24 protein-coding genes and 1 tRNA gene are annotated in these 26,175 nt (G+C 49.8%); 13 read left to right on the top strand and 12 right to left on the bottom strand.

Features of this window, described 5'->3' with window-relative positions; translation table 11 throughout:
* Positions 1–251: 251 nt before the first annotated feature.
* Both LY85_RS18915 and LY85_RS18910 read left to right on the top strand, forming a co-directional pair.
* Positions 252–917 (top strand): hypothetical protein, encoded by a 666-nt coding sequence (locus LY85_RS18915; protein ID WP_141827887.1) that lies wholly within the window; start codon positions 252–254, stop codon positions 915–917.
* 208 nt (positions 918–1,125) lie between these two features.
* Positions 1,126–1,809: a CDGSH iron-sulfur domain-containing protein gene (locus LY85_RS18910; RefSeq protein ID WP_141827886.1), complete on the top strand. Its 684-nt coding sequence runs from the start codon at positions 1,126–1,128 to the stop codon at positions 1,807–1,809.
* A 10-nt stretch (positions 1,810–1,819) separates the two neighbouring features.
* Here LY85_RS18910 and LY85_RS18905 read toward each other — a convergent pair whose 3' ends face one another.
* The gene (locus tag LY85_RS18905; protein ID WP_243122623.1) at positions 1,820–3,268 is read right to left on the bottom strand and encodes a peptidoglycan binding domain-containing protein; all 1,449 of its coding nucleotides are present in this window, start codon (positions 3,266–3,268) and stop codon (positions 1,820–1,822) included.
* Positions 3,269–3,489: 221 nt separating this feature from the next.
* Between LY85_RS18905 and dcd the strand changes: the two genes are divergently transcribed.
* The 9 genes from dcd (at position 3,490) to LY85_RS18860 (ending at position 9,365) form a co-directional block, all read left to right on the top strand.
* Complete coding sequence (gene dcd, locus LY85_RS18900) at positions 3,490–4,026, top strand: dCTP deaminase (protein ID WP_038323652.1); 537 nt, start codon at positions 3,490–3,492, stop codon at positions 4,024–4,026.
* Between the two features lie 87 nt (positions 4,027–4,113).
* Positions 4,114–4,773, top strand: coding sequence for an endonuclease (locus LY85_RS18895; protein WP_141827885.1), 660 nt, complete (start codon positions 4,114–4,116; stop codon positions 4,771–4,773).
* Positions 4,774–4,931: 158 nt separating this feature from the next.
* The gene (locus LY85_RS18890) at positions 4,932–5,504 is read left to right on the top strand and encodes a DNA-3-methyladenine glycosylase I (protein ID WP_141827884.1); all 573 of its coding nucleotides are present in this window, start codon (positions 4,932–4,934) and stop codon (positions 5,502–5,504) included.
* Positions 5,505–5,594: 90 nt separating this feature from the next.
* Positions 5,595–6,362, top strand: a complete 768-nt coding sequence (locus LY85_RS18885; RefSeq protein ID WP_141827883.1) for a sugar phosphate isomerase/epimerase family protein — start codon at positions 5,595–5,597, stop codon at positions 6,360–6,362.
* Positions 6,363–6,493: 131 nt separating this feature from the next.
* The gene (locus tag LY85_RS18880; protein WP_141827882.1) at positions 6,494–6,958 is read left to right on the top strand and encodes a GNAT family N-acetyltransferase; all 465 of its coding nucleotides are present in this window, start codon (positions 6,494–6,496) and stop codon (positions 6,956–6,958) included.
* A 37-nt stretch (positions 6,959–6,995) separates the two neighbouring features.
* Positions 6,996–7,469 carry a GNAT family N-acetyltransferase gene (locus LY85_RS18875; protein WP_141827881.1) on the top strand — a complete coding sequence of 158 codons (474 nt, stop codon included), beginning with the start codon at positions 6,996–6,998 and terminating at the stop codon, positions 7,467–7,469.
* Between the two features lie 62 nt (positions 7,470–7,531).
* Positions 7,532–8,278 (top strand): EFR1 family ferrodoxin, encoded by a 747-nt coding sequence (locus tag LY85_RS18870; protein WP_141827880.1) that lies wholly within the window; start codon positions 7,532–7,534, stop codon positions 8,276–8,278.
* Between the two features lie 73 nt (positions 8,279–8,351).
* Positions 8,352–8,531, top strand: a complete 180-nt coding sequence (locus LY85_RS18865) for a DUF4177 domain-containing protein (RefSeq protein ID WP_185741292.1) — start codon at positions 8,352–8,354, stop codon at positions 8,529–8,531.
* Positions 8,532–8,582: 51 nt separating this feature from the next.
* Positions 8,583–9,365 carry a DUF169 domain-containing protein gene (locus tag LY85_RS18860; RefSeq protein ID WP_141827878.1) on the top strand — a complete coding sequence of 261 codons (783 nt, stop codon included), beginning with the start codon at positions 8,583–8,585 and terminating at the stop codon, positions 9,363–9,365.
* A 75-nt stretch (positions 9,366–9,440) separates the two neighbouring features.
* Here the strand turns inward: LY85_RS18860 and LY85_RS18855 are convergent, their stop codons facing one another.
* Entirely contained in the window at positions 9,441–10,208 is a 768-nt protein-coding gene (locus tag LY85_RS18855) for a MerR family transcriptional regulator (protein WP_141827877.1), read from the bottom strand.
* Between the two features lie 314 nt (positions 10,209–10,522).
* Between LY85_RS18855 and LY85_RS18850 the strand changes: the two genes are divergently transcribed.
* Positions 10,523–11,800: a glycosyl hydrolase family 18 protein gene (locus LY85_RS18850; RefSeq protein WP_141828212.1), complete on the top strand. Its 1,278-nt coding sequence runs from the start codon at positions 10,523–10,525 to the stop codon at positions 11,798–11,800.
* A 44-nt stretch (positions 11,801–11,844) separates the two neighbouring features.
* On the opposite strand, the gene mgtA is transcribed toward LY85_RS18850, so the two are convergent.
* Positions 11,845–14,499, bottom strand: coding sequence for a magnesium-translocating P-type ATPase (gene mgtA, locus LY85_RS18845; RefSeq protein WP_141827876.1), 2,655 nt, complete (start codon positions 14,497–14,499; stop codon positions 11,845–11,847).
* Between the two features lie 158 nt (positions 14,500–14,657).
* Positions 14,658–15,875, bottom strand: coding sequence for an O-antigen ligase family protein (locus LY85_RS18840; RefSeq protein ID WP_141827875.1), 1,218 nt, complete (start codon positions 15,873–15,875; stop codon positions 14,658–14,660).
* Between the two features lie 288 nt (positions 15,876–16,163).
* Here LY85_RS18840 and LY85_RS18835 point away from each other — a divergent pair, with 288 nt between their 5' ends.
* On the top strand, positions 16,164–18,503 hold the full coding sequence (locus tag LY85_RS18835) for a cation-translocating P-type ATPase (RefSeq protein ID WP_141827874.1): 2,340 nt from the start codon (positions 16,164–16,166) through the stop codon (positions 18,501–18,503).
* Positions 18,504–18,506: 3 nt separating this feature from the next.
* On the opposite strand, the gene LY85_RS18830 is transcribed toward LY85_RS18835, so the two are convergent.
* The 8 genes from LY85_RS18830 to LY85_RS18795 all read right to left on the bottom strand — a co-directional run bounded on the left by LY85_RS18830 (position 18,507) and on the right by LY85_RS18795 (position 26,022).
* On the bottom strand, positions 18,507–19,379 hold the full coding sequence (locus LY85_RS18830; protein ID WP_141827873.1) for a polysaccharide deacetylase family protein: 873 nt from the start codon (positions 19,377–19,379) through the stop codon (positions 18,507–18,509).
* Between the two features lie 101 nt (positions 19,380–19,480).
* Positions 19,481–20,419 carry an alpha/beta fold hydrolase gene (locus tag LY85_RS18825; protein WP_141827872.1) on the bottom strand — a complete coding sequence of 313 codons (939 nt, stop codon included), beginning with the start codon at positions 20,417–20,419 and terminating at the stop codon, positions 19,481–19,483.
* An 89-nt stretch (positions 20,420–20,508) separates the two neighbouring features.
* On the bottom strand, positions 20,509–21,195 hold the full coding sequence (locus LY85_RS18820) for a hemolysin III family protein (protein WP_243122621.1): 687 nt from the start codon (positions 21,193–21,195) through the stop codon (positions 20,509–20,511).
* 88 nt (positions 21,196–21,283) lie between these two features.
* On the bottom strand, positions 21,284–22,177 hold the full coding sequence (locus LY85_RS18815; protein WP_141827871.1) for a radical SAM protein: 894 nt from the start codon (positions 22,175–22,177) through the stop codon (positions 21,284–21,286).
* A complete protein-coding gene (pgeF, locus tag LY85_RS18810; protein ID WP_141827870.1) occupies positions 22,174–23,016 on the bottom strand; it encodes a peptidoglycan editing factor PgeF in 843 nt (280 codons plus the stop codon). Before pgeF ends, LY85_RS18815 begins: the two co-directional genes overlap by 4 nt.
* Before the next feature lie 84 nt (positions 23,017–23,100).
* Entirely contained in the window at positions 23,101–23,982 is an 882-nt protein-coding gene (locus LY85_RS18805) for a 3'-5' exonuclease (protein ID WP_042081659.1), read from the bottom strand.
* A gap of 1 nt (position 23,983) precedes the next feature.
* The gene (gene typA / locus LY85_RS18800) at positions 23,984–25,804 is read right to left on the bottom strand and encodes a translational GTPase TypA (protein WP_038323639.1); all 1,821 of its coding nucleotides are present in this window, start codon (positions 25,802–25,804) and stop codon (positions 23,984–23,986) included.
* Between the two features lie 142 nt (positions 25,805–25,946).
* Positions 25,947–26,022, bottom strand: a tRNA-Gly gene (locus tag LY85_RS18795).
* Positions 26,023–26,175 lie beyond the last annotated feature (153 nt).

Below are 26,175 nucleotides of genomic sequence, written 5' to 3'. Positions count from 1 at the left end.
TATTCATGCGTAAAATTTTCACTTTTGTTCTGGCTTTGGGTATATTATTCAGCTTGTGCGGGTGCAGCAAACAGAATCCAAGCACAAATGATTCCGGCTCGTCCCGGACGATATCGCAGCCCGTGTCAAGTTCTGCGGATTATTCTGATTATCAATCTTATACGGTGGACGATCATGGCAATATCTTAGACCCCAAAACCGGAAAGGTCATGACCAATGACATATTAGCCGTCGACAGCAGCGGAAACATTGTGCTGAAAGAAAACCAACAGGTCGTTGTATCATCAGAGCAAGTCCAGGAAAATAAAAAGCTGTACAGTTCCTCACAAAACACTTCCTCGCAAAGCAGTTCCCAAAGCGCATCAAAGACCGAAGAAGCGAGCCGTTCCTCTGCAAGTAAAAAATCCACTTCCTCAGCAGTAAAGCCTGCCGCTTCGTCAAAGCCCGCGCCGCACAGCGAGCCGGTTCCCATGGACAAAGCAAAAAACTGGGATTCGCTATACGGCCAAAAGGAATGGACATTCTTTAACACGGAGGCGAGCAGGCAAAAGTATGACGGCTCCTCTGCTTTTGTATGCAGGTTTTCCGCGGGGCAGGATTCTCACGCAACGATTTCTGTGGAATCTTATTGTCTGTTAGACGAATGGAAATATCCTTTGAACAATGACAATGTAGTACGAACAATAAACGGTCAAAAATATGTTCAGACCTTTTGGAGCGGGTATAAGGGAGACCTTTATACTTTTGTCGGCAGCGAAGATACCGTCAAACTTGAACTGAAGTGCTACGATGCTACCGGTCATAACTGGCTGTCCGATGAATTGAAGTTTAAACGTACCAACAATAACTCTTTACAGCTGATAAGCGGCGATTACAATGAGTTCGGACTGAAAAACGGTGATGTTTTTGTACGATAATCTGCGTATTGGCAGCAATATAGGTTTATTTCGCTTCCTGCAAACGAGTTTTGTGCTGGACTGCGGGCTAGCGCCGCATTTTCCGAGGTTTCAAGAGTCCGAGAAAAAATAAAAAAGAACAGGGATCTGAACCAGAAAGGTTCAAAGCCCTGTAGGTTGTGTTAAAAGATCAAGGCAGCGGTTAAAAAACAAAAAAGGCGGGATTAACATGGACAAAGAAAACATCGGGCAAAAAATAAAGATCACAAAAGACGGTCCGTATATCGTTTCAGGAAAGGTACCGATTCATGAAAAAATCATCGTCCAAAAAGGCAGAGAATATGAATTGAACGAGGGGCGGGAGCTCCCGCAGTCTGAAAGCTACGCGCTTTGCCGCTGCGGAAAATCGAAAACCGCGCCGTTCTGCGACGGGACACATCTGAAAACCGGTTTTTGCGGGGAGGAAACAGCCTCCAAGAGCGAATACCACAAGAGAGCCGAGCTGACGGAAGGCTCCGGCATTGACCTTCTTGACGACGGCCGATGTGCCTTTGCGCGCTTCTGCCACAGAAAAAACGGGAACGCCTGGGACCTGGCCGAAAACTCCGACACAGAGGATAACCGAGCGGAAGCTATTCAGGCGGCTTGCGACTGCCCTGCGGGGCGGCTGACGGCTGTTGATAAAGATGGGACAGAGCATGAACCCGTCAGCGAACCGTCGATCGATATCGTGCAGGACCCTGGAAAAGGCGTCAGCGCGGGCATATTTGTCAAAGGCAGTATCCCGATTGAATCAGCCGATGGAACCATGTACGAAACCAGAAACCGGGTTGCGCTTTGCCGCTGCGGGAAATCGGAAAATAAACCGTTTTGTGACGCCAGCCACGTAGTTCAACGATATCTGGATAAATAAGGAAACCGCTTTATCCTTCTTCATAACTAATGATGGGGGTCCCTACTTCTATGTTTTCAAAAATCGTTTTCGCCAGATAGAACGGGGCATTGATGCACCCGTGTGTCCCGTTCCTTTTATAGATCTCTCCTCCAAAGGAATATCTCCAGCTGGCGTCGTGTAATCCTGTATTTCCGAAAAAAGGCATCCAGTAAGTGACGTTGGCTTCATATCCCTGGCCGCTTAAAACGGCGCCTTCCTGTTTGTAATTGAGCATGTAAACCCCGGTTACAGTGGACCATCCCCGATTGGGGTTGCCGGTTACCACGGAACCGTTGGCCAGAAGCTTTCCGTCCAAATAAAACCATACATGCTGTTTTGTGATGTTGATTTCCAAATAGGTATTGCCGATTTCATCTTCCCCTCTGAATAAAGCCTTCTGGATATAGACGGGTTCTTTTTCCACTACCTCACCGCGTGTTATATTTTCCAACAGCGCTTCCGCTTCGGCATCCCGGTCGATTTTCCATCCGTAAAGACCGCCTTTCACCGTAACGGTTTTCCCCACAGATGTTTTGAAGTTTCTTGCCACTCCTACCGTATCGTATTTTCTGCCCAATTCGTTTATATATTTTTGAACTGCGGTTTTATTGATTACAACTTCTAAATCTTCACTGACAGTAAGCCATTTATGGATGGCATCCCCATTTACTGTTTCCTTTTTATCGTCGAACTGATAAGTAATATTTGCGGATACATACCTGTTCAGCAGGTTCTCGACTATGTGGGTTTTATAAGAGCTCAAGGTATACTTTGGTTCTTTGTAGCAATGCTCTTCCTCTAAATTTAAACTTGTTTCTCCCTTTTCAATACTCGCTTTTACGGCTTTGTTCAATTGATCCCGAATGATTGTATTTCCGTATACTTCTTTAACCGCTTCGTATAACCCGCTGGAATACTTGAAATTGACATTTTGCGGTTCCGCGGCAGTCCTGTTTAAACAATTTAATTGGTCAATTTTATTTTTTAAAAGGTCCTGATTGTAAACATATAGATCGCTGATCGTATATTTTTTACCTTCGAATAACGAGCCCATCCATTGAAACGGTCTTTGCAGAGAATAAATTCCGGAAATCCCGGCTTTTTCATTATACTGCAAACCGATATCGTGTCCTGCTATCTCCTCTGCTTCCCCATTTCTTTCCGTTAACTGCAGTTCGTAGCCCTTCATATACTCTTTTATCGCCTGAGCCGCAGTACTGTGCGCTTTTAACGAGACATTCGCCCCATTTATCTCCGTATTAAAAAAGAAATGACTGCAGAAGTACAGTGAAATCAATGAATAGATCAATGCAATGGAAGCCGCCAAAATGGCAATATTTATCGCAAGCCCGCTTTTCAGAAGCTTTTTTATATCAATATGTCTCATATGGCTATCCCTACCATCACATTTATAATCAATCCTATCATATGTGCGCATTTTTGCTTTTAAAACTCAAACTCCGTGCTTTAAGTTCTTTTGCGTTTACAGATTTTAGCTGATATAATACTGATAGCAATTCCATTTCAGTTTGCAAGACAAAACACGTTCCTCCCCCGCCTTCGGCGGGGGAGGAACGCAACCTTGTTGCAGAATTAACTGGAAATGCTGTAAGCTGTAATAAATATATTATTCATAAAATGCAAAGGATGGATTCCACTATGATTTTATCGGACAGAACCATTATTAAAATGTTAAACGACAAAACATTGTTGATAGAACCGATCGGAGAAGAGCAAATACAGCCCGCAAGCGTAGATATCCGTCTTGGAAACACATTCAGTATTGTGGAGGACTCACCCGACGGAATCATTACCTTACAAAATGAGATCAGATATAAAACCATTCAAACGGATAAGTATCTTCTCCTCCCCGGGCAGTTTGTCCTTGCCACTACATTGGAGTATTTTGTAATGCCCGATAATCTGACCGCGTTTGTTGAGGGAAGAAGCTCCCTTGGAAGATTGGGCTTGTTTATTCAGAACGCCGGATGGGTGGACCCTGGATTTGAAGGAGAAATCACCCTTGAATTATTTAATGCGAACCGCTGTGCGATAGAACTGCAATCCGGCTGGAGAGTGGGACAGCTTGTATTTGCCCAAATGGACGATATCGCCCTCAAGCCCTATCAGGGGAAATACCAGGGGCAAAAAGGTGCTACGGGTTCAAGAGTGTTTATGGATAAAGAAAGAAAGTGACATTTCCGTTCTTTAAGACAGAGAAGCAAATTGAAAGCCTGATTTATAAGTGATCTTAAGTGATCTATTGAATCAAGAGGACAATCCATGTCAAACAAATCAAATTGGATTTACAATAAGCTGCTGGAACACTATGGAGATCTCGGTTGGTGGCCGGGGAATTCCTATGAAATTATGGTTGGAGCCGTTTTGGTCCAGAATACGGCGTGGGGAAATGTTGAACGGTCGCTGGCAAACTTTGGTGACAGGCTTACCCCTGAATATATCGAAGCCCTGCCGCTGGATGAATTAATCAGGCACATCTATCCCAGCGGGTTTTACACTGCAAAGGCGGTCTGTTTGAAAAATATAACCGCGTGGTATAAACAATATGGATATTCCGTGGAAACGGTTCAACAACAGCCGCAGGACAAAATCAGAAAGGAACTGCTTGCCATAAAGGGAATCGGGCAGGAAACCGCAGATGCCGTCCTGCTCTATGTCTTTTACTTCCCCACATTTGTAATCGACGCTTACATAAAAAGGCTGGCAGAGCGGCTGTCCGTCCCTGTGAAACTGGAATACAAACCGCTGCAGACATATTTCACCGAGGGGCTTGAGAAAGACGCCGTATTATTCGGCAAATACCATATATTGATTTTGGAGCATGGGAAAAGGCACTGCAAAAAGAAGCCTAAATGCGGTGGCTGTCCATTCGTAAACGAATGCAGCTTTCCGAATCAGCAAAAAAGCACGCCCTTGCAGTAATGAATCCTGTAACCAAAGCACGATGATAAGCTGCATTTAATGAGCATAATGAGTCGTCTTCCCTCCCGTTCGAGCTTTTCATTTATGTTTATGATAAACAGCTTGTTCTGTTATTATAGATACTGTGTATGTTATCAGGTCATGAAAGGGGTAATTTAATGAATCGATGTGATTGGTGTAAATCAGATGACCAATATATCAAATATCATGATGAAGAATGGGGAGTTCCGGTCTACGATGATAGAAAGCAATTTGAATTTTTAGTACTAGAATCTGCGCAGTCTGGGCTAAGTTGGCTGACCATACTTAGAAAAAGAGAAAATTATCGAATCGCTTACGATAATTTCGAACCGGAAAAAGTTGCAGCATATGATGACAAAAAAATAGATGAGCTTCTCTCAAATCAAGGAATCATTAGGAATAGAAGAAAAATTGAAGCCTCAATCAACAATGCACGTAAATTTTTAGAAATTCAAAAAGAGTTTGGCAGCTTCAACAGCTATATCTGGAAATTTGTAAATCAACAGCCAATTATGAATAGCTACCAAAATATATCACAAATACCGGCAACTTCAGCTTTGTCAGATGTAATCAGCAAAGATTTAAAGCAAAGAGGGTTCCGCTTTCTGGGCTCAATTACAATTTACTCTCATATGCAGGCAACAGGTATTGTGAATGACCATGTTGACTCTTGTTTCAGAAACACAGTTGCACAAAATAATCTCTATTAACTCAGATTCAGCAAAATCTGATTGCTACAGGTAACCAGAATAAGAGCACAAATTCTGATTATTTTATCTAAGCGAAGGAGAACTTGGATTATGATCACTATTTATGATTGGTTTGGCTATGAAATGTCAATACAGGAGCGTTACCGCTCAATAAAACAAGCCGGGTTTGATGGTGTATTAATGTGGTGGAGTGAAGGCTTTGGTCGGAATGATTACCGTAGCGGTCCAAGAATTGCGCGAGAAGCGGGGCTTTTTATAGAAAATATCCACACGCCATTTCAAGTCAAAGAGAACCTTTGGCTTGACAATCTGAACGGGGAATCCGCAGCCGATTGCTATTTACAATGTGTTGCAGATTGCGCCGAATTTGAGATCCCGACAATGGTGGTACACCTGCCGGACGAAGACAATACAAATAGCACATTGGTGCTGGATATAATTAACAGAATCGCTGAAAAAGCGGAACAACTTGGCGTCAATGTTGCGCTGGAGAATTTATGGAACTTTACCACTTTGGCATATATACTAGAGCAGGTAGATTCTCTGCGTATCGGATTCTGTTATGACTGCGCACATCACTACCGGTACTGTCCGGGCGATGACTTATTGTCCATGTATGGTTCCCGGTTGATGGCACTACATTTACATGATAATTGCGGAGATGCCACACACCGGTTACCCTTTGACGGTACAATTGATTGGTCTGTGGCCATGAAAAAGATCACCGAAACTGGTTATTCTGGTCCGACCGCAATTGAGGCCATGAATTGGGGTTATGAGGATCTATCGGAGGATAAATTTTTATTTGAAGCGTTTGAACGAGCAAAAAGGCTGGAAACACTCAGACTCACTAAATAATAAAAAATGAGTAATCTTCATCGTTTCTCGAAATAAGCAAATTGGTTAGCTCAGAAAGTTTGAGCTTCGTATAATTGTTTTGACACTCATTAAAAATACGGTCTAATTATTTTTATGAGAGGAGTTTATAAATGGAGATTATATTTACAAATGGCGATGATGAACGATTTGTTGATTTGTGCCATAAATTAGATGAACATCTAAATGATGTCGTTGGTGGGGAAAAGCAAAGAAAACAGTATATTCAATATAATACACTGGAAAACATACATGACGTTGTTCTGATTATTGAAGATGGCAAAGCAGTTGCATGTGGTGGATTTAAAGAATATGAACCTGGCACTGCAGAAATCAAAAGAGTATTTACAGAAAAGGGCTGCAGGAATCGTGGTTATGGTAAGTCTATATTGAATACACTTGAAGAGAGAGCACTCAATAAGGGATATACAAAGTTGATATTAGAAACAGGATTTTTACTAAAAGAGGCAATAAGAATGTATACCTCGATCGGATTTCATGTTATCAAAAATTATGGTCAGTATATCAATATGCCAGAATCCGTATGTATGGAAAAGAAACTGTTCTTCCAATTATGAGCATAATGAATCCTTCCCATGATTAGGAGACGTATTTATGATAATCGAAGTGAATGACAGTAACCTTGCGTCAGCGGCAAAGATCCATTCAGAATCATGGAAAGAATCCCATAAAAGCTTTTGCAGTATGAGCTTTATTGAACAGCATACCGTTGAACATCAGGAAAAATATCTGCGTTCCGAAATAGAAGCCGGAAAAAAAGTGTATCTGTTAGCGGAACCCGAACCTGTTGGAATTGTATCTGTTCATGAAAACAGGATTGAGAATTTGTATGTTCTGCCTGATGAACAACACAAGGGATACGGTACAAAGCTTCTGCTGTATGCCGTGCGGCAGTGCCCGAGGGCGCCGACTCTTTGGATATTGGAAAATAATCAAAAGGCGTATTCCCTTTATTTCAAATATGGTTTTCGAAAAACAGGAAAGAAGAACAGGCTATCTGAAAGCCTTTCCGAAATCGAAATGAAGTTCACAAATGAGCTCGATAGGGAATTCGCACTGTTTATATAACATGCAAATAGACAGGATTCCTGCATCGACAGGAGCCGTCACAGAAAGAAGGTCATGCTGCAATGGTAATATACTACAGCTCAACTGGTAATTCAAAGCATGTTGCTGTAAAACTGCACGAAACATTTCAAGGAGATCTGGTGGATGTTTGTGACTTTGAAGAGCCTGCCGTATTTCACTTAAAAGATGGGGAGCCTCTATTTCTGACGACATTTAATTGTTTTTGGGGAATTTCAGACCGGATGGAAACATTCATCCGAAAAAATGAATTTATAAACGTCAGTAAAATAGTCGTTATTGTCACATGCGGCGGGTATTTGGGCGGAGGAGACGCTGTGATAGAAAAGCTTTTTCTGGAAAAAGGACTTCCTAGACCAACCGTCTACTCCCTCGTCATGGTCACAAACTATTCGATATTGCATGACATACCATCCTTGGAGACGCAGAAAAAGAAATTGATTCATGCAGAAGAAGTTCTTCATAAGATTATTCAAGGGACCCAAAAGCCTTATCGGAGCAACTGGCTCATACGCCGATTAACGCCCGGCATTCACACTCATTATGAGAAAGCCCGAAGCACTTCCCCCTTTACTGTGAACCATTCTTGCATTCGTTGTGGGCTGTGTGTGAAGAATTGTCCGGTTCATGCGATAGAAATGAAAGAAAACAAGCCGTTTTGGGTGCTTCCGAAATGCGATAATTGCCTGCGCTGTCTTCATCATTGTCCGGCTGCAGCAATCAACTATGGAGATTCCACCCGGAATCGTCTGAGATATACTTACGAATCTTGTCTGAAGGGTCTTTTATAATTTACAAAATATAATCAGTCCGATTATGGGCATTACAGCCAATTCGGATTATCGTACTATTAAGGAGTTTAACATGTGGGAATATACAACAGTGACTTTCAACAGCCTCTTTGACACGGTGAAAAGCTTAAAGAAGAAAAGCGATGCGGTGCTGGAACGGTACGGCAAAGACGGCTGGGAGCTTGTGAACTTTCAATGTGCCGGCGGTCTGGGTTCTATGATGATCTTTGTGTTTAAAAGAGAAAAGAAATAAAAGGGCACAAGAGAAAGCCGACCTCAATTAAGAACAAAGGAGAGCAGAACCATGGAGAGCAAAATTACAAACGCAGTCAGCCTTCGTTACTCGCCCATAGCCGTTCTTTTTTCCGACAGCAAACCGGAAGGCGCTTTGCAATTCGCACAGGGCCGTCACGGCTGCGTGGCGGCAATGCTGATGTCCGCGGCGAAAGGGAGAACCGCCGCTTTTGACCGTCAGACATTCGGCTGTCTGGGCGGGGGAACCGGCCTTGGCTTCGGCAATCAATACACCAAATTTCCCGGTGGTATCGAGTATTACCTTTCGACGGGCAATCAGGAGTTTGCCCGCAGCGAAGCCGCTAAAAATTTTCATACCTCCACCCCGCTGGACGTAGGGGAAAGATATTATAAGACCCCGGAGCTTGCAAAAAAGTTCATCGACTCCCTGCCTATGACGGACGTCCCGACCGAATACGTCCTGTTTAAGCCGCTGGAACAGATGGACGGGAACGAAACGCCCGAAGATGTTGTATTCCTGGCAAATCCGGACCAGCTTTCCGCGCTGATCGTCCTGGCCAACTACGACCGGGAAGCCGGAGAAACGGAAACCGTGATCGCCCCCTTCGGCGCCGGATGCCACAGCGTGTGTATCCTGCCGTTTGCCCAGGCAAAAAAGGAACATCCCAGCGCGATTATTGGTATGACGGATATCTCTGCGAGAAAATACATCGATAAGGATCTTCTCTCCTTTGCCGTCCCCTATCCGATGTTCCTGCAGATGGAAAATAACGTGGAGGGCAGCTTCTTACAGGGCGCGACCTGGGCCAGGGTATTGGAGAGGAACCAATAATTTCAGTACAGATAATTCTATATACAGATAAGCGGTGGACAGGATAAAATCCTGTCCGCCGCTTTCCTTTTATGCTTATTCGCTTTTTGTACCGGTGTAGACGAGAACCGCGTCACGCAGAAACGCAGCCAGCCCCGGCTGGTGCTTATCATAATAGGCAGTGAAGCGCGGATCGTCCACATACATCTGCGCAACACCGGCGTGTGCTTCCCTGCTGTAGCTGTCCCAATAGAAGGTCAGCCACTGACGGTGCAGGTCCGCCGCCCGCTGCGCAAGCTCCCCGGCGGGGTCCCCCGTCCGGTAGGCGCTGAGAAGCGTCTGCATGATTTCCTCACCCAGAGCGGTAACCCGGTCGTACTCTTCCTGCGTCATATTCTTCAGCTTCCGGTTGCTTCTGTCTACCGCTTCTTCTCCGTACTTCTCACGGATTTCCGCTCCGTATTTCCGTTCGTTTTCGTCAACGAGCTTCTGCTTAAAGCCTTCAAATTTTTCCTGATCGGCCATATCTGTCTCTCCTTTCGCATAAGCCAGTGTTTTTTCCACATTGACAATGAGCGCGTCGAGCCGCGCCCTTTTGGCAAGGAGCTTCTCACGGTGGGAACTCAGCGCGTCCTTCACGGTAAAATCCGGTGCGCTGAGGATCTTCCCTATTTCCTCCAGGCTGACGTCCAGCTCGCGGTAAAACAGGATCTGCTGCAGGCGGTCGACCTGATCCTGCCCGTAGATACGGTATCCGGATGAGTTGATCCTCGCCGGCTTGAGAATATTGATCTCATCATAGTACCGCAGCGTACGTGTGCTGACACCCGACAGCCGCGCCAGCTTCTGAATCGTGTATTCCATGAAATCCTCTCCCTGCAAAAAGATCATACACCTTTCCGTAACGTCAATGTCAATAGCCTGTTTTTCCCAATCGATTTTTTTCTACAGCATTCCCCGTTAATTCTGTAACAAGGTTGCGTTCCTCCCCCGCCTTCGGCGGGGGAGGAACGTGTTTTGTTTTGCAAACTGAAATGGAATTGCTTTAGTTTTACCGCTGCGCTCTTTTTGGGCAGGAATACGCCGGAATTTCCTCACATATACTGGTAGAAAGCGGTTCTGCGCAAAGAAAGGACAGCCGCTTACCGCCATTTTTATAAGGAAAAGGTGTGATGGATTTGGTGATACATATCGTGCGGCAGGGGGACAGCATCTATTCCCTCTCCAGACGTTACGGCGTTTCCATACAGAAAATCATTGCCGACAACAGTCTGGAAAACACGGAACGGCTGATGATCGGGCAGGCGATTGTGGTGGACGCGGACAGTGTCGACCACACCGTGGCTTCCGGAGAATCGCTGTATTCCATCGCCCGGCGCTACGACACCACGGTGTTCCGCATTCTGAGCGCGAATCCTTCCATCACCGACCCCTCCAGAATCAGGGCAGGCCAGGTCATTACGATTCCCCTTTCCACCGAAAAGCTGGGAACCATCGATGTAAACGGATACGCTTTCCCAAACATCAACACCACTACGCTTGACAACACCCTGCCCCATCTCACCTATCTCAGCATTTTCAGCTATCAGGTCCGTCCGGACGGCAGTCTGGCCCCCATACAGGACACCCCGCTGATTCAGGCCGCGTGGAATCAGAATGTCGGTCCCATGATGGTCATTACCAATATTCAGGAGGGAGCCAGCTTTAACAGTGATCTGGCCCATACCATTCTGGCGAATCCGGATATTCAGAATACCCTTTTGGAAAATATCGTAAGGACGCTGAACGCAAAACAGTATTACGGGCTGGATATTGATTTTGAATATATCTTTCCAAATGATAAAAACAACTATAACAGCTTTATCAAAAAGGTCGTCGACAGGCTGCATCCGCTGGGCTATACCGTTACCACCGCTCTCGCGCCGAAAACCAGCGAGGGACAGACGGGGCTGCTGTACGAGGCGCACGACTATGCCACGCACGGCACCCTTGTGGACCACGTTATCCTGATGACCTACGAATGGGGCTACACCTACGGGCCGCCCCGCGCGGTCGCCCCGGTCAATCTGGTGGAGAATGTGCTGCAATACGCCGTCTCCGTCATTCCCAGCAAAAAAATCCTGATGGGGATTCCCAATTACGGCTACGACTGGACGCTGCCCTTCGTTCAGGGCAGCGCCGCCCGCTCGCTGACCAACCCCGGCGCCGTCAGCCTGGCGTCCAGAGTGGGCGCGCAGATCATGTTCGATGAGGAGGCACAGTCCCCCTTCTTCAATTACTATGAAAACGGAAAACAGCACGTCGTCTGGTTCGAGGACGCCCGAAGCATTCAGGCAAAGCTCAGGCTGGTGGATCAATACAATCTGGGAGGTGTCAGCTACTGGACCATCAACAGTTTCTTCCCCCAGAACTGGATCGTGCTGAACTCCATGTACAACATCAGAAAAGTAAGATAAGCGGAAAGAAGGACCTGAGCGGGAAACTCAGGCCCTTCTTTGCGTTACAGCCACGAATGATTTTTTCTGATATAGAGGGACTTGACGATCTGCGCAAGCAGGGTATATCCCAGCACAATCACCGCCAGCCAGCCGAAATAGGGAAGCGGCAGAGCCGCCAGCCCAAGATATTCGCCGAGCGGCGTGAACGGGATCGCTACGCCAATCGCCATAATCATCGTCGTCAGAAGGACAACGGGAGAAGCCGCGCGGCTCTGGATAAACGGCAGCTTCGGCGTGCGGATCAGGTGGACGATCAGCGTCTGCGAAATCAGGCTTTCGACAAACCAGCCGGCGTTGAACAGCGCGACCAGCGCCGGATTGGAGGCCGTATTGCAGCCGAACACAAACCACATCAGCAAATAAGTCGCGATATCGAACACGGAGCTGACCGGCCCGATAAAGATCATGAATTTGCCGATGCTGGAAGCCTCCCATCTGCGCGGCACGCGCAGGTAATCCTCATCCATATTGTCCCACGGGATGGAAATCTGGGAAATGTTGTACAGAAGGTTCAGCACCAGAATCTGTACCGGCATCATCGGCAGAAACGGCAGGAATGCGCTGGCAACCAGCATGGAAAGCATATTACCGAAATTGGAGCTTGCCGTCATCTTAATATATTTGATAATATTTCCGAATATTTTTCTTCCCTCGATCACGCCGTGCTCCAGCACCATCAGGTCTTTTTCCAGCAGGATGATGTCGGCGCTTTCCTTGGCGATGTCCACCGCGGTATCCACGGAAATCCCGACATCCGCCTTGCTCAGCGCCTGCGCGTCGTTGATGCCGTCCCCCATAAACCCGACGGTATGGCCCAGCTCCTGCAGCGCGTTGACAACGCGCGCCTTCTGAACGGGGGAAAGCTTCGCGAAAACAGTGGTATCCTCCACCTGCTTTAAGAGTTCGTCCTCGCTCATTTTCTCCAGTTGGGAGCCGAGCAGGATTTTGTCAACCGGCAGGCCGACCTCGCCGCAGATTTTCTGCGTAACCCCTTCATTGTCGCCGGTCAGCACCTTGACCTGTACCCCGAACTCCTTCAGGGCCCGTATGGCGGTGGCGGCGGATTCCTTCGGCGGGTCCAAAAGGCCGAGATAGCCCATCAGCGTCATGTCGCTTTCGTCCTTGACGCCGAAAACGCCCTCCACTGCCGGATTCTTTTTCTGCGCGACCGCAATCACTCTCATTCCCTGTGCGTTGAGCTCATCCGTCATGCGCACGACCTGCCGGCGCAGCTCTCCGGTCAGGGGGACAACCTTCCCGTCGTATTCGCAGAAGGAACAGATCTCCATGACCTCTTCCACGGCGCCCTTGGTGATCACCTGCGCCTCTCCGGTTCTATTTTTCAGCACGACGCTCATTCTGCGGCGGGAAAAGTCGAACGGAATCTCATCGACCTTTGTGTATTCATTGTTCAGATAAGTGACGCTCTCTTCCCCGGCCTTTTCAATAACGGCCAGGTCGATCAGATTTTTCAGCCCGGTCTGGAAATAGCTGTTCAGGTAGGCGTGCTTCAGGACGCGGATGTCCTCCTCCCCCTGTACGTTCAGATGGCGCTCGATAATGATCTCGTCACGCGTCAGCGTACCGGTTTTATCGGTGCAGAGGATATCCATCGCGCCGAAATTCTGGATGGAATTCAGGTGCTTGACCACCGTCTTCTGGCGCGACATGCTGACGGCGCCCTTGGCAAGGTTGGTGGTCACGATCATCGGCAGCATCTCCGGCGTCAGGCCGATGGCGACCGAAATGGCAAACAGCAGCGCTTCGATCCAGTCGTGCTTCGTGATGCCGTTGATCAGGAAGACGACCGGCACCATCACCAGCATGAAGCGGATCAGAAGATAGCTGACAGCGTTGACGCCCTTATCGAAGCTGGTGGGGGCGCGGTCGCCCGAAAGCTCCCTTGCCATATTGCCGAAATAGGTAAAGTCCCCGGTGGCGAGCACAACGGCGGTAGCGGCGCCGCTGATGACGTTGGTACCCATAAAGCAGATATTCCGCAGATCGAACAGGTTATGCCCCTCCGTGGTCTTATCCGGCTCCGGATACTTCTCCACCGGTTCGGCTTCGCCGGTAAGAGCCGACTGGCTGACGAACAAATCCTTTGCCTTTAAAATCCGCACATCCGCGGGAATCATGTCGCCGCCGGACAGCACAACAATATCGCCGGGCAGCAGCTCCGCCATAGGAATCTCCTCCCGCCCGTTTTCACGGCGGATCACCGTCGCGGTCGTCTTGACCATGGATTTCAGCCCTTCCGCTTCCTTTCCGGAACGGAATTCCTGAAAGAAGCGCAGCCCCCCGCTTACCAGGACCAGAAAAAGAATGACGATCACGGCCGCCGGGCTTTTTTCGTCCGGCTTCGCAAGGACCACCTCCGTCAGGAAGGAAATCGCGGCAATGATCAGCAGAACAAGGGTGAATGGGTTGACAAAGGCTTTGAGCAGCTGTACGTACCACGGCTTTGGCTTTTCATGGGAAATCTCATTGCTTTTGTACTCTTCGGAAAACATTTCCACATCGACAATGTCCAGTCCCTTTTCCCTCGTTTTCAGGGCGGAGAGCAGCATGTACTTCTCCATTCTGGAGTACTCCGCCAGCTTTTGCGCAATGGCCTGCGCACTGATTCCGTTTGCCTGCAGTTTATTCTTTTTCATTTTTTGCACCTCTCTTTCAGGAATGAATCAAGCATAGAAATCCCCCTGCCGGATTTTGTGAGGCAGGGGGACAATAAACCGTATTGCTATCACATACTATTCTACTACAAGCAGATGATAGTCTCTTTTCTCCGATAAGTCAAGACCAAACCGAAAAATCAGTTTTTCAGGTAGGCAGGCTGTGCTTTGACGTCCTCTGCGTAGTCCGGAATGAGCGAAGGCAGACGCAGCTTGTGTTCGAGGTACTCCGACCCGATGCCCGTCGACGAGAACATCAGCAGGAACAGCATTCCCGTCTGAATCCAGAAAATCGTAACGTCGGTAAGGCCGTGTACGAAGACCGCAACGACGGCGGCAAGGACAAGAATATTCATATCTCTGCCCAGATTGCTCTTAAACCGCAGAGCCAGCAGTTTCAGCTGCATAGCCACATAAAAACCGATTGCGCCGAACCCGATAAAACCGAAATTCAACAGGGTGTCCAACAGCAGATTATGGCAGTGGTAGGTTTGGTACCCGCCCAGCTGCTCACAGATCATCTGATAGGACAGTGCCCCCGTTCCCAAAAACGGATGGCGTACAATTCCCTTGATAGCGGTTGTCCAAATTGAAATCCGCTGTCCGCAGGTGCTGTCGATCGCTTCAAGACCCCTTGGGAAAATCGACGGAAAAATAAGGCTGACGGAAAGAAAAGCAACGGCCAGCAGCACCAGCCCGCCCGCCAGCCTGTATCTCTTTTTGTAAAGCAGGACGGTCATAATCGCGCACGCGGTGGCGACGAAAGCCGAAAGGCTCGCCGACAGATAAAGCCCGACCAGATTGATGCCGATAACGCCCAGATAAAAGTTTTTGTTCTTTGCCTTTGTAAAAATCCGATAGATGGCAATAATGATAATAAATTCAATCATCATGCCGTAGCAGTTCGCGTTGTGAAACGCGGAAACCGGGCGGTACCGGGGCGCGGCGCCGTAAGCGGTGATCTTCTGAAAAACCGCGATTAGCGCACACCAGATACTCGCAATACAGGACACATCCATGACCTGATCGAAAAGCTGGCGCGTCATGACGCTTCTGACATAAAAGGCACAGGTCGCGGCGGCCAGAATCACAATGGCATAGAGCATGCCCCAGTAATTGTTATAGGTGGCGGACACAAAAAAGGGAATGATTAAAAAGCCGAGCAGATATTTGGAGTACGGAGACGAAAAAGCTTTCGTCCTTTTTTTGCAGTTCATCATCGTCATCACTGCGATCCCGCAGGTTACGGCAACGCTGAAATAAAAGGGAGTAAAAATAGAGACTGTCAGCAGCAAAACGAGCAAACTGTCAAAATCCCGGACAGGCAGCTTTGTCTTCTGAAAATCAATGTTTATCATGCTGATAAGGGCCAGACCCCTTTCTTCACATATTCCTACACTGTTAAACGGTGGACCCAATTCATCCACGATATTTCATACCGCTTAATTATACTCATAATACAAATACGAAACAAGGTAAATTATCAATCGAATATCCCGCTTGGCCAAATCACAATTTGGTGATTTCGACGGAAATTGTTGCGAAATTTTGAAGTTTTTTTCAAATATTTATTACAATGACAAAAAAGCGGCTGACTATAGTATAATGAATTTCATTAAGATTAATACACGGACGGGGATAAATTCATGATGGATGCAAGCAAAATTTCCGGGCTTTCGGAAGAAGAAGTGGAAGCGCGGCGCCGGCAGGGTCTGATAAACGGAACAGAGGAAATAAAAACCAAAACGGTCGGACAAATTATTCACGGCAACCTGATCACGCCCTTCAATATATTAAATGCAATTCTCGCGGGCTTGATTTTAATGGTGGGTTCCTACAAGAACCTGCTGTTTATGGGCGTCATTTTTTCGAACATCCTGATCGGAACCATTCAGGAAATCAAGGCAAAAAAGACGATCGACCGGCTGAAGCTGATCGCCGCGCCGAAAGCTCATGTCCTGCGCGGCGGCGTCAGGCAGGACCTTCCCGTCAGCGAGCTGGTGCTGGACGACATGATGGTGCTTTCCTCCGGAAATCAGGTCTGCGCCGACTGTGTGATCGCGGACGGCGAATGCGAGGTCAATGAGGCGCTGATTACGGGCGAAGCCGATCTGATCGTCAAAAAAAGCGGCGACCATCTTCTGAGCGGAAGCTTTATCGGGAGCGGAAGCTGCCTTGCAAAGGTCGAACATATCGGAGCCGAAAATTACGCGGCAAAAATTACGCAAAGCGCCAAATATTTGAAAAAGCCGAATTCTGAAATCATGACATGGATCAATAAAATCATCAAATACATCGGGTTTTCAATTATCCCGATCGGCCTTATGCTGTTTTACAAACAAATCTACATTTCGGGACAACCCTTCAACCGCGCGGTCGTCAGCACCGTCGCCGCGCTGATCGGCATGATTCCGGAAGGGCTTGTCCTTCTGACCAGCGTCGTGCTGGCGGTGAGCGTGCTGCGTCTGGCCCACCACAAAGCATTGGTACAGGACCTCTATTCCATTGAGACTCTCGCCCGCGTGGATACGCTCTGTCTGGACAAAACGGGAACCATTACGGAGGGAACCATGCAGGTGGACGCCGTTGTCCCCCTCTGCGACATTTCCCGGCAGGAGGTCGAGGAAGCGATCGCCGCGGTGATGAGCGCGGTCAATGACGACAATCCGACCTCCAACGCTTTGAAGACGCTGGACCGCAAGTCCCCCGCGTGGAAATGCACAAATACGGTCGCGTTTTCTTCCGCCCGAAAATGGAGCGGGGCGAGCTTTCAGGAAGCAGGCAGCTTTCTTGTGGGCGCGGGCGAGTTTGTCCTGAAGGACGGCTTTGAGCAGATCAGGCCGGAGGTTGAAAAATATTCCTCCCGGGGGCAGCGCGTGCTGCTTCTGGCCCACAGCAGGCACCCGCTGGACGGCAGCGGCGTACTGCCCGCCGACATCTCCCCCCTTGCGCTGATCCTCCTGAGCGACAGAATCCGCAGGAACGCAAAGAAGACCCTGGAATACTTTTCTTCCCAGGGCGTCGATCTGAAAGTGATTTCCGGCGATAACGCGGTCACGGTCGCCAATATCGCCAAGAAGGCCGGGCTGAGAAAGGCCGACAGCTATATTGACGCGACCACGCTGAAAACCTATGAAGAGCTGAAAGAAGCGTCGGCGAGATACGCCGTGTTCGGGCGCGTTACGCCGCAGCAGAAGCTCGACCTGATCAAAGCGTTAAAAGAGCGGGGACGCACGGTCGCCATGACCGGCGACGGTGTGAACGACGTGCTCGCCTTAAAGGAAAGCGACTGCAGCATCGCGATGGCCTCCGGCAGTGACGCTTCCAAAACGGTTTCGCAGGTGGTTCTTCTGGATTCGGATTTCGCAAGCATGCCCCGCATTGTCAACGAGGGGCGCCGCTCCATCAACAACCTGCAGCGCTCGGCCTCCCTGTTTCTTGTAAAGGCGATATTTTCCGCGATCATCGCGGTGCTGTTCATCTTCTGCAGCTGCGACTACCCTTTCCAGCCGATTCAGTTTACGCTGATCAACGCCGTGACCATCGGCTACCCGTCGTTTATCCTGGCGCTCGAACCAAACCGGGAGCGGATCCGGGGCAGGTTTATTGTCAACGTGATCAAAAAAGCGCTGCCGGGCGCGCTGACAATGGCGCTGAACATCGTTCTGCTCGTACTTCTTTCCGGCTTCCTGAATTTTACACAGGAGCAAATCTCCACGCTTGCCGTGATCATTACCGGATACACCGGCCTGATGACCCTGTTTAAAGTCTGCATGCCGTTCAATCTGAAGCATGCCGCGTTATTTTCCGTCATGACCTCCGCTTTTATCATCGCGCTGGTTTTCTTCCAGCCGTTTTTTGCCGTGGTGGACCTGACCCTGCCTATGCTGCTGGTACTGGTACCCATGTTCCTGGTAGCCACAAGCCTGATGACCGCCATCCTGCATATGATCGAAAAAGTGATCATGAAAAAAATCGGAAATTAGTCCTCAGTCCAGTTTGATTTTCCGGAAGTACGCCTCCGTCGTCACTTTACCGGGCCGGAGGTACCTGCCGAGCCCATAGAGGCATTCGGGGTCCTCCGTAATGTAGTTCATCCGGCTCTCGCAGGTCAGGCTGGCCTGAAAGCCGAGCTTCCGGATGATCGGTACCGACGCGCCGCTGATGGCGCCGAACGGATAAACAAACGCGGTGGGAGTATCGCCGGTATGCTCTTTTACTTTTTCCTGCATTTTGCTGAGGTCCTCTGTCAGAAGCGATGTGTAGCTGCTGACGCTTTCTCCCCGTTTCATTCCCGCCCCGAGCCGGCCGTTTTTGTTTTCATGAAGATTATAGGTATGATTCTGAATCTCCACCCGGCCGGATGCGATCATTTCATTCAGTTCATCCCAGGTGCAGTGTGAATAATTGGCGTGCTCCGGGCTGACGCTGTCGGAAAACAGGTCGGTATAGTAGCCGATTGGGGAAAGCACCATTTTCATGTTGTATTTTTTAACGAGAGGATAAGCGTAGAGATAATTGTTGTAGTACCCGTCGTCAAATGTAATCATCACTGGCTTGGACGGCAGCGGCTTCTTCTGATTTACATAATCCAGCAAATCCTGTACGTCAACCGCCGTATAGCCTTTTTTCTGGAGATACTGGAGATCTTTTTCAAAGATATCCGGTGAAATGACATACACACCCTGATAGGATTTATCTTTCAGCATACTGTGGTACATCAGGACAGGCAGCTTGATCCCCTTACCGTTATCCGTCGCTTTGGCGGGATTCACTGCGCCGAAGGCGATGATCAGTACAATGGCCGCCGTGGTGAATAACATCAGGGACAGCTTGCGGTTCATGCGGACAGTTACAAACATAGGAATTCTCCTCCTATGGAAATATATGGAGCGCGGCCGGCAGATATCACAAAAGGACAGGGCAAAGTGTCGGCTTTGCCCTGTCCTTTTCCTTTTGGAGTTTATTCTTTTGTTACGGACAGAAGAAATTTCTCTATCTCACCATAAACTTCCTGTTTATTGGTTTCGCTCAGAAGCGCGTGACGCGCCCCCGGGTATAAAACCAAGCGGACGTCGTGGCCGGTCCTCCTGAGCCTTGCGGCAACCTGTTTGACCCCTTTGCCAAAATCGCCGACGGGGTCTTTTTCGCCCGACAGCAGCAAAATGGGGATTTTCGGCATCTTCTTAAACCAGCGGGAGGAACTGATCTCGGCCTGCAGATAAACGATATCCCGATAGCCGGAAACAGTCAGGTCAAACCCGCAGAGCGGGTCTTTCGTATATTTCTCCACCTCGGCCTCATCGCGCGAAATCCAGTCGTTCGGCGTCATAAACGGCGCAAAGGCCTTGTTGTATTTTACGGTGGAAAGCTTTGCAAAAAGCGGATCGTGGCTTTTTTCGCCCTTCTTTTTGACAATGGCGTCGCCGAGCCGTTTCTGGGCGGTAAGCACCCCCGAGCCGGGACTGCCGCAGGTGCCCATATAAATGACCCCGTCCAGTTCCTCACCGTATTGGGCGGCGTAGGAACGGGCCAGAAAGGAACCCATGCTGTGTCCCATCAGCACATACGGCACACCGGGATAATCCTTGCGTATCAGGGCATACAGCTTATGCATGTCTTTTACAAGGTTCTGACAGCCGCCCTTGCCGAAATAGCCGTACGCCCCGCCTGCCGAAACCGATTTTCCGTGGCCCAGGTGGTCGTTGATGGCCACGGCGTAGCCGCTTTCAGCCATTTGGCGGGCAAAATCCATGTAAAGAAGGCTGTGTTCCGCCATTCCATGAGCAATCTGCAGCACGGCCCTGACATCCGCCTGATTGGCAGGTTCCATAACCCGTGCAAAAATCCTTTCGTCATCTGCACAGGAATCAAAAGACATCTGTCTTTCTAAAATATCCAATTGCGTCACCTCTCCATGCTGCGAGTGTATTCTGTGTATTCATTATATCGCAGAAAAAGAGGAAAATGTGATACGATTTGTAAACAAATTTATACGGAAATATGATAAATGACCAAATAATGAAAAATAGTTCCCCCGAGCACAAACAAATGCCACACAGAGTGCATATATTTGACTTTTTTCCCCACTCCGTAAATCACCGCGCCGACCGTGTAAAACACACCGCCCGCAATCAGGTTAAAAATGGCGCCCGGGTCAAGGTGCGTGAGCAACGGCTTGAAAAAGAAGATCACGAGCCACCCGAGGGCCAGATAACAAACCATGGAAAACGTTTTGAAGCGCTTGAGATCGATCGCGTTGAGCACGATGCCGACAACGGCCACCGTCCAGACAATCGAAAACATCACCCAGCCCGTGACCCCGCCGAAGCACAGCAGTGAAATCGGCGTGTAGGTTCCCGCAATCAAAAGAAAAATGGTACAATGATCGAGTATCTGGCAGATTTTTTTCCCCGGGCAGACCCCGAGCGCGTGATAAAGCGTGGAGACCGTATAAAGCAGGATCATGGTTACGCCGAAAACGGAATCCGCGGCAAGCGTCAGCGTATCGTGACGCCCGTTGATCAGAAGCGCAGCAAGGCCCGCGATCGCAAGACCGGCCCCGACCCCGTGTGTGGCGGCGTTGATCACTTCCTCCGCCATGGTGTAGCTGGGAAGCTCCAGCTCTTTGCGGCGTGTGGTCCTCCATTCGGATTTACTCATACTGTTATCGTTCATAATATCAACTTCTATCATAAATTATTTTATGTAGTATTAAAAACTATATAACAGTTTACAACGACGCTTCCTGTTTGTCAAGAGCCTATCAGTCAGAAACCCCTTCCAGATTAAAAGGAGGGATAAAGCTCCGGCTGGCCGATTTCATTTCCTGCACGAAGCCGTCCAGATTCAGACGGAACAGATGCTCCTGGACCTTTTGGTATTCCCGTTTTGTGATTCCGCGGTTGATTTCGGGGTAATCCGCCGCTTTTCCGCAGGGCACATACTGCGCCATCAGGCTGACAAGCACCCCGTCCGGCAGATTTTCGCCCAGCCAGTCCAGAACGGCAAGGGAGTTGCGCGTATTACCCGGCAGAATCAGGTGCCGCACGATCGTGCCGCGCGTCATCATCCCATCATCGTCAAATTGGGCCGGGCCGGTCTGCCGCGCCATTTCCAGCACGCAGGCTTTCGCGCGTTCCGCGTAGTCCGGCGCACCGGAATATTTCAGGGCAATCGGGTCGTCCGCGTATTTCAGATCGGGAAGATAGATATCGATCAGGCCCTCCAGCAGCTTCAGCGTTTCCAGGCTTTCGTAGCCGCCGGAATTGTACACGACCGGAATTCGGGATTTCCGGAGCTTCAAAGCCTCGATGACGGCGGGGATAAACTGTGTGGGGCTGACCAGATTGAGATTGTGCGCGCCCTGTTCCGCAAGGCGGTCGAAAATATCCGCAAGCTCCCTAACACCGACCGGTTTCCCCACCGCCCGTTCGGTGCTGATTTGATAGTTCTGACAGAACACGCATTTCAGGCAGCAGCCGGTAAAAAAGACCGCGCCGGAGCCGCGTTTTCCGCTGATACAGGGCTCCTCCCAAAAATGCAGCGCCGCGCGGGCGACGACGGGATCGGTCCCCAGCCCGCAGAACCCGGCTCCCTCGGTTTCCGTCCGCCTGGCTTTGCAGGCGCGCGGACACAGCATACAACACTCCGTTGTCATGCTTTTTCCCCCTTCAGGCACATCATTGCGGCAAGGCCCCCGCGTTTTCCTCCGCTGGCCCGGTGGGACCAGAGCCACTGCGCGCTGCATTTTGTGCAGAGCTGCGCCACCTCGATATTCTGTGAAGGCACGCCTGCTTCCATGAGGATGCGCCGGTTGGCCTCCCATAAATCGATGATATATTTTCCTCCGCCCTTCTCAACGATGAATTCGTGCGGACGGATTTCGGTCAGCGCGGCAAACTCCCTATAGACGGGGGCATCCACCTCAAAGCAGCACGGGCCGATGGACGGCCCGACGGCGGCAAGAAGCTCCTTCGGGCTGCTGCCGAATTCCCGGACCATGGCTTTGACCATTTCGGCCCCCATTTTGGCAACGGTACCGCGCCAGCCCGCGTGGGCAAGGCCGATTGCGCGGCGCTCCGGGTCGAGAAAAAACAGCGGCACGCAGTCGGCGTAAAAAGTGGTCAGGGTCACGTTTTTTTCTTTGGTGATCAGACCGTCCACACTGTTCCTATCCCTTGGCTTCCAGATACCCGTTCCGCGGTGTTCCGGCCCCACCCGGCGCACAACCGTGTGGTGGTCCTGGGCCGACGCGACCAGCGTGGAGTAATCGAAACCCGCCGCGGAGCAGAACCGCTGAAAATTCCGCACCACGTTTTCGTCGCTGTCGCCCCGTCCGAAATTCAGGTTCATCGAAGCATATATCCCTTCGCTCACACCGCCGGTCCGCGTGGAAAAGGCGTGATTGACGAAGCTGTATTTTTCAAAAGAGGGAAAGGTTAGAAAGGCAACGCCGTCCCTTTCCTGCCGATTCATATTCTTCGCGTTATAACTCATAAAGATGCCTCCCAGGTTGATTGTATTGATTCTAGCATAACAAAAACGGGAATGCAAATCCGCGCGTAAAAAAGAGGAGAGCTTTCAGCTCTCCTCTTGAGGCCCTTCGTCCTCTGTTTTATCCTTTTCGGCATTGACCGGAAGGATCGTCTTTTTTACAACCATGCCCTCGTATTTCAGCTTGAACTGCACCCGGCCGTAAAACCTTCGGTGACAGTGCCAGCAGATGAACTCCGCGCGGTAGCTCTTGTTCTTGAGCTGCCATTCGCTCGTCCTGTGCGCCCGCCCGCCGCAGAGATCGCATTTGAAATGCATATCGCTCCGTTTGATCAGCGGATTGCTCAGGTCGCAGACGATCAGCGTCTTGAAAAGAATCCGGTTGTAAAAATCGTCCGTTGTCGCGTCCTGAATAAACGGCTCCAGCTGCCCGGGGGTATACAGCTTCTGAAAACATCGCAGAGACAGCAGGCTGTCTCCCAAAGCACGGTGATGGTCAAAACCCTCCTCGTCGATATCCAGCAGCTGCGCGGAAGTGCTCAGGCCCATTTGCTTTGCCGGGTCGTAATCGAGCATCTTTTCGCAGTAGGCCTGAAGATCCACATAGCGCTTCAAAAAGGGGATACGCTCGTTGCCGCAAAAGTAGCGGCAGTTTTCAATCAGCGCAAGGACATCCGACGTACCCCACGTCATGAACACCGCGTCGCCGGCCCATTTCCGGAACCGGCTCACGACCTGCATAAACTGCAGGCCGTCCTTCAGGTCCTCATTGGTAATACTGGTCAGCGTCTTGATCTTCCCGCTGATTTTCTTACCGACCTGCGGACGGATCAGGGCCTCAAAGGTATCGATCACGTTCAGGTCACGGTCCACCTTCACCGCGCCGAACTCAATGATCTCGTTCATAAAGCCCTTGAGCCGGCGGTTGTAGGTTCCGTTCCATTCCAAATCAAGTATTACAAAGCTCATATCATTTATTTTTACTCGCCTGTTTCATCCGAAGCTCTTTACTCAGTACCATCTTACGCATACGGATGCTTTTTGGCGTCACCTCCACCAGTTCATCGTTGCGGATAAACTCAAGGCTCTGTTCCAGGCTTAAAACCGTGTGCGGAGTGAGCTTCAAAGCATCGTCCGAACCGGAGGCGCGGGTATTGGTAACATGCTTCTTCTTGCAGATATTGACGACGATATCGTCGGATTTCGGGCTTGCACCGACAATCATGCCCTCGTACACCTCGATGCCAGGCCCGATGAACAGGCGGCCGCGGTCCTGCGCGTAGAAAAGGCCGTAGCCGGTGGACTCGCCGGTTTCGTGCGCGATCAGCGAACCCTGTGCGCGCGTCTGGACGTCGCCCTTATACGGCTCGTAGGAATCAAACACATTGTTCATGATTCCGTTGCCGTTGGTGTCCGTCAAAAATTCCTGACGGTAGCCCATCAGGCAGCGTGCCGGAATCTTGAACTCAAGATGGGTCATGCCGGTGTCGCGCGTCCCCATGTTGAGAATTTCGGCCTTGCGGTTGCCCAGCTTTTCCATGACGGCGCCGACATAGCTGTCGGGCACTTCAATCATGAGCAGTTCCATCGGCTCGCATTTTTTTCCGTCGATGATCTTATAGATCACGTGCGGCGCGGAAACCTGAAACTCGTAGTTCTGGCGGCGCATCTGCTCGATTAAAATGGAAAGGTGCAGCTCGCCGCGCCCGGACACTTTAAAGGTATCCGCGGAATCGGTCTCTTCCACACGCATGGCGACATTGGTTTCCACCTCTTTAAAGAGACGGTCGCGCAGATTGCGCGAAGTGACATATTTGCCCTCTCTTCCGGCGAACGGACTGTTATTGACCATGAACATCATCGAAACGGTGGGCTCGTCTATCTTAACGAAGGGCAGCGGCTCAACACAGTCCGGCGCGCAGGCGGTTTCCCCGATATTCAGGCCGGTGATGCCGGAAACGGCGACCAGATCGCCCAGCCTGGCTTCCTGCACCTCCACCCGCTTCAGGCCCTCAAACTGATACAGCTTGGCAACCTTTACATTCTTCTGCTCGCCGTCACGGCAGCAAAGGACAACGTTTTCCCCGCTGTGAACCTCGCCGCGCTCCACGCGCCCGATCCCGATTCTGCCGACGTAGTCGTCGTAGTCGATATTGGAAAACAGGACCTGTGTCGGCCCGTTCAGATCGCCCTGCGGCGCGGGGATATACTGAAGGATGGCGTCGAAGAGCGGAGTCATATCTTTCCCCGGCACATCCGGGTCCAGAGTAGAGTAGCCGTCGCGGCCGGAAGCGTAAACGACCGGGAATTCCAGCTGGTCGTCATTGGCGCCCAGCTCAATAAACAGATCGAGTACCTCGTCCACCACCTCCGCCGGCCTCGCGCCCGGACGGTCGATCTTGTTGACGACCACCAGAGGCTTTTTGCCGAGGCCGAGCGCCTTTTTCAGCACGAAGCGCGTCTGCGGCATACAGCCCTCAAACGCGTCCACCAGAAGCAGGACGCCGTCCACCATCATCAGGATGCGTTCCACCTCGCCGCCGAAATCGGCGTGGCCCGGAGTGTCCACGATATTAATTTTGACGCCGTCGTACATGACGGCCGTATTTTTGGAAAGGATGGTGATGCCGCGTTCGCGCTCAAGGTCGTTGGAGTCCATGACCCGCTCCGCAACATTCTCATTGGCACGGAAAATGCCGCTTTGTTTCAGCAGCTGATCGACCAGCGTGGTTTTTCCGTGGTCGACGTGCGCGATAATTGCAACATTTCGAATGTCATTTCTTAAATCCATAATCGATATTCCCTCTTTAATCTAAGTTCACAAAACTTTAATATTATATCACATTCCCATATGTTTGTGAATAAGCGACGCGAATAAAACACGGGCCTATCCGACAAAAAAGCGCCGGCAGAATACCGGCGCTTCGCAATATTGGAGCGAACGACGAGGCTCGAACTCGCTACCTCCACCTTGGCAAGGTGGCGCTCTACCAGATGAGCTACATTCGCAGATTTGGTGCGTGAATAATTATATGACAAAACCCGACCTTTTGTCAAGGGGATTTTCAAAAATATTCTCCCCCTTTTTTCAATTCCCTATTTCGCATCCTTATGCTATAATAACAGACAAGACAAAAAACAAACCGAATTGTTAGGAAAAGG

This window comes from Clostridium sp. KNHs216 (assembly GCF_006714885.1).
GTDB lineage: Bacteria > Bacillota > Clostridia > Oscillospirales > Acutalibacteraceae > Caproiciproducens.
Note: the sequence above shows the minus strand (reverse complement) of the source record. Positions and strands in the feature narration are given on the sequence as shown.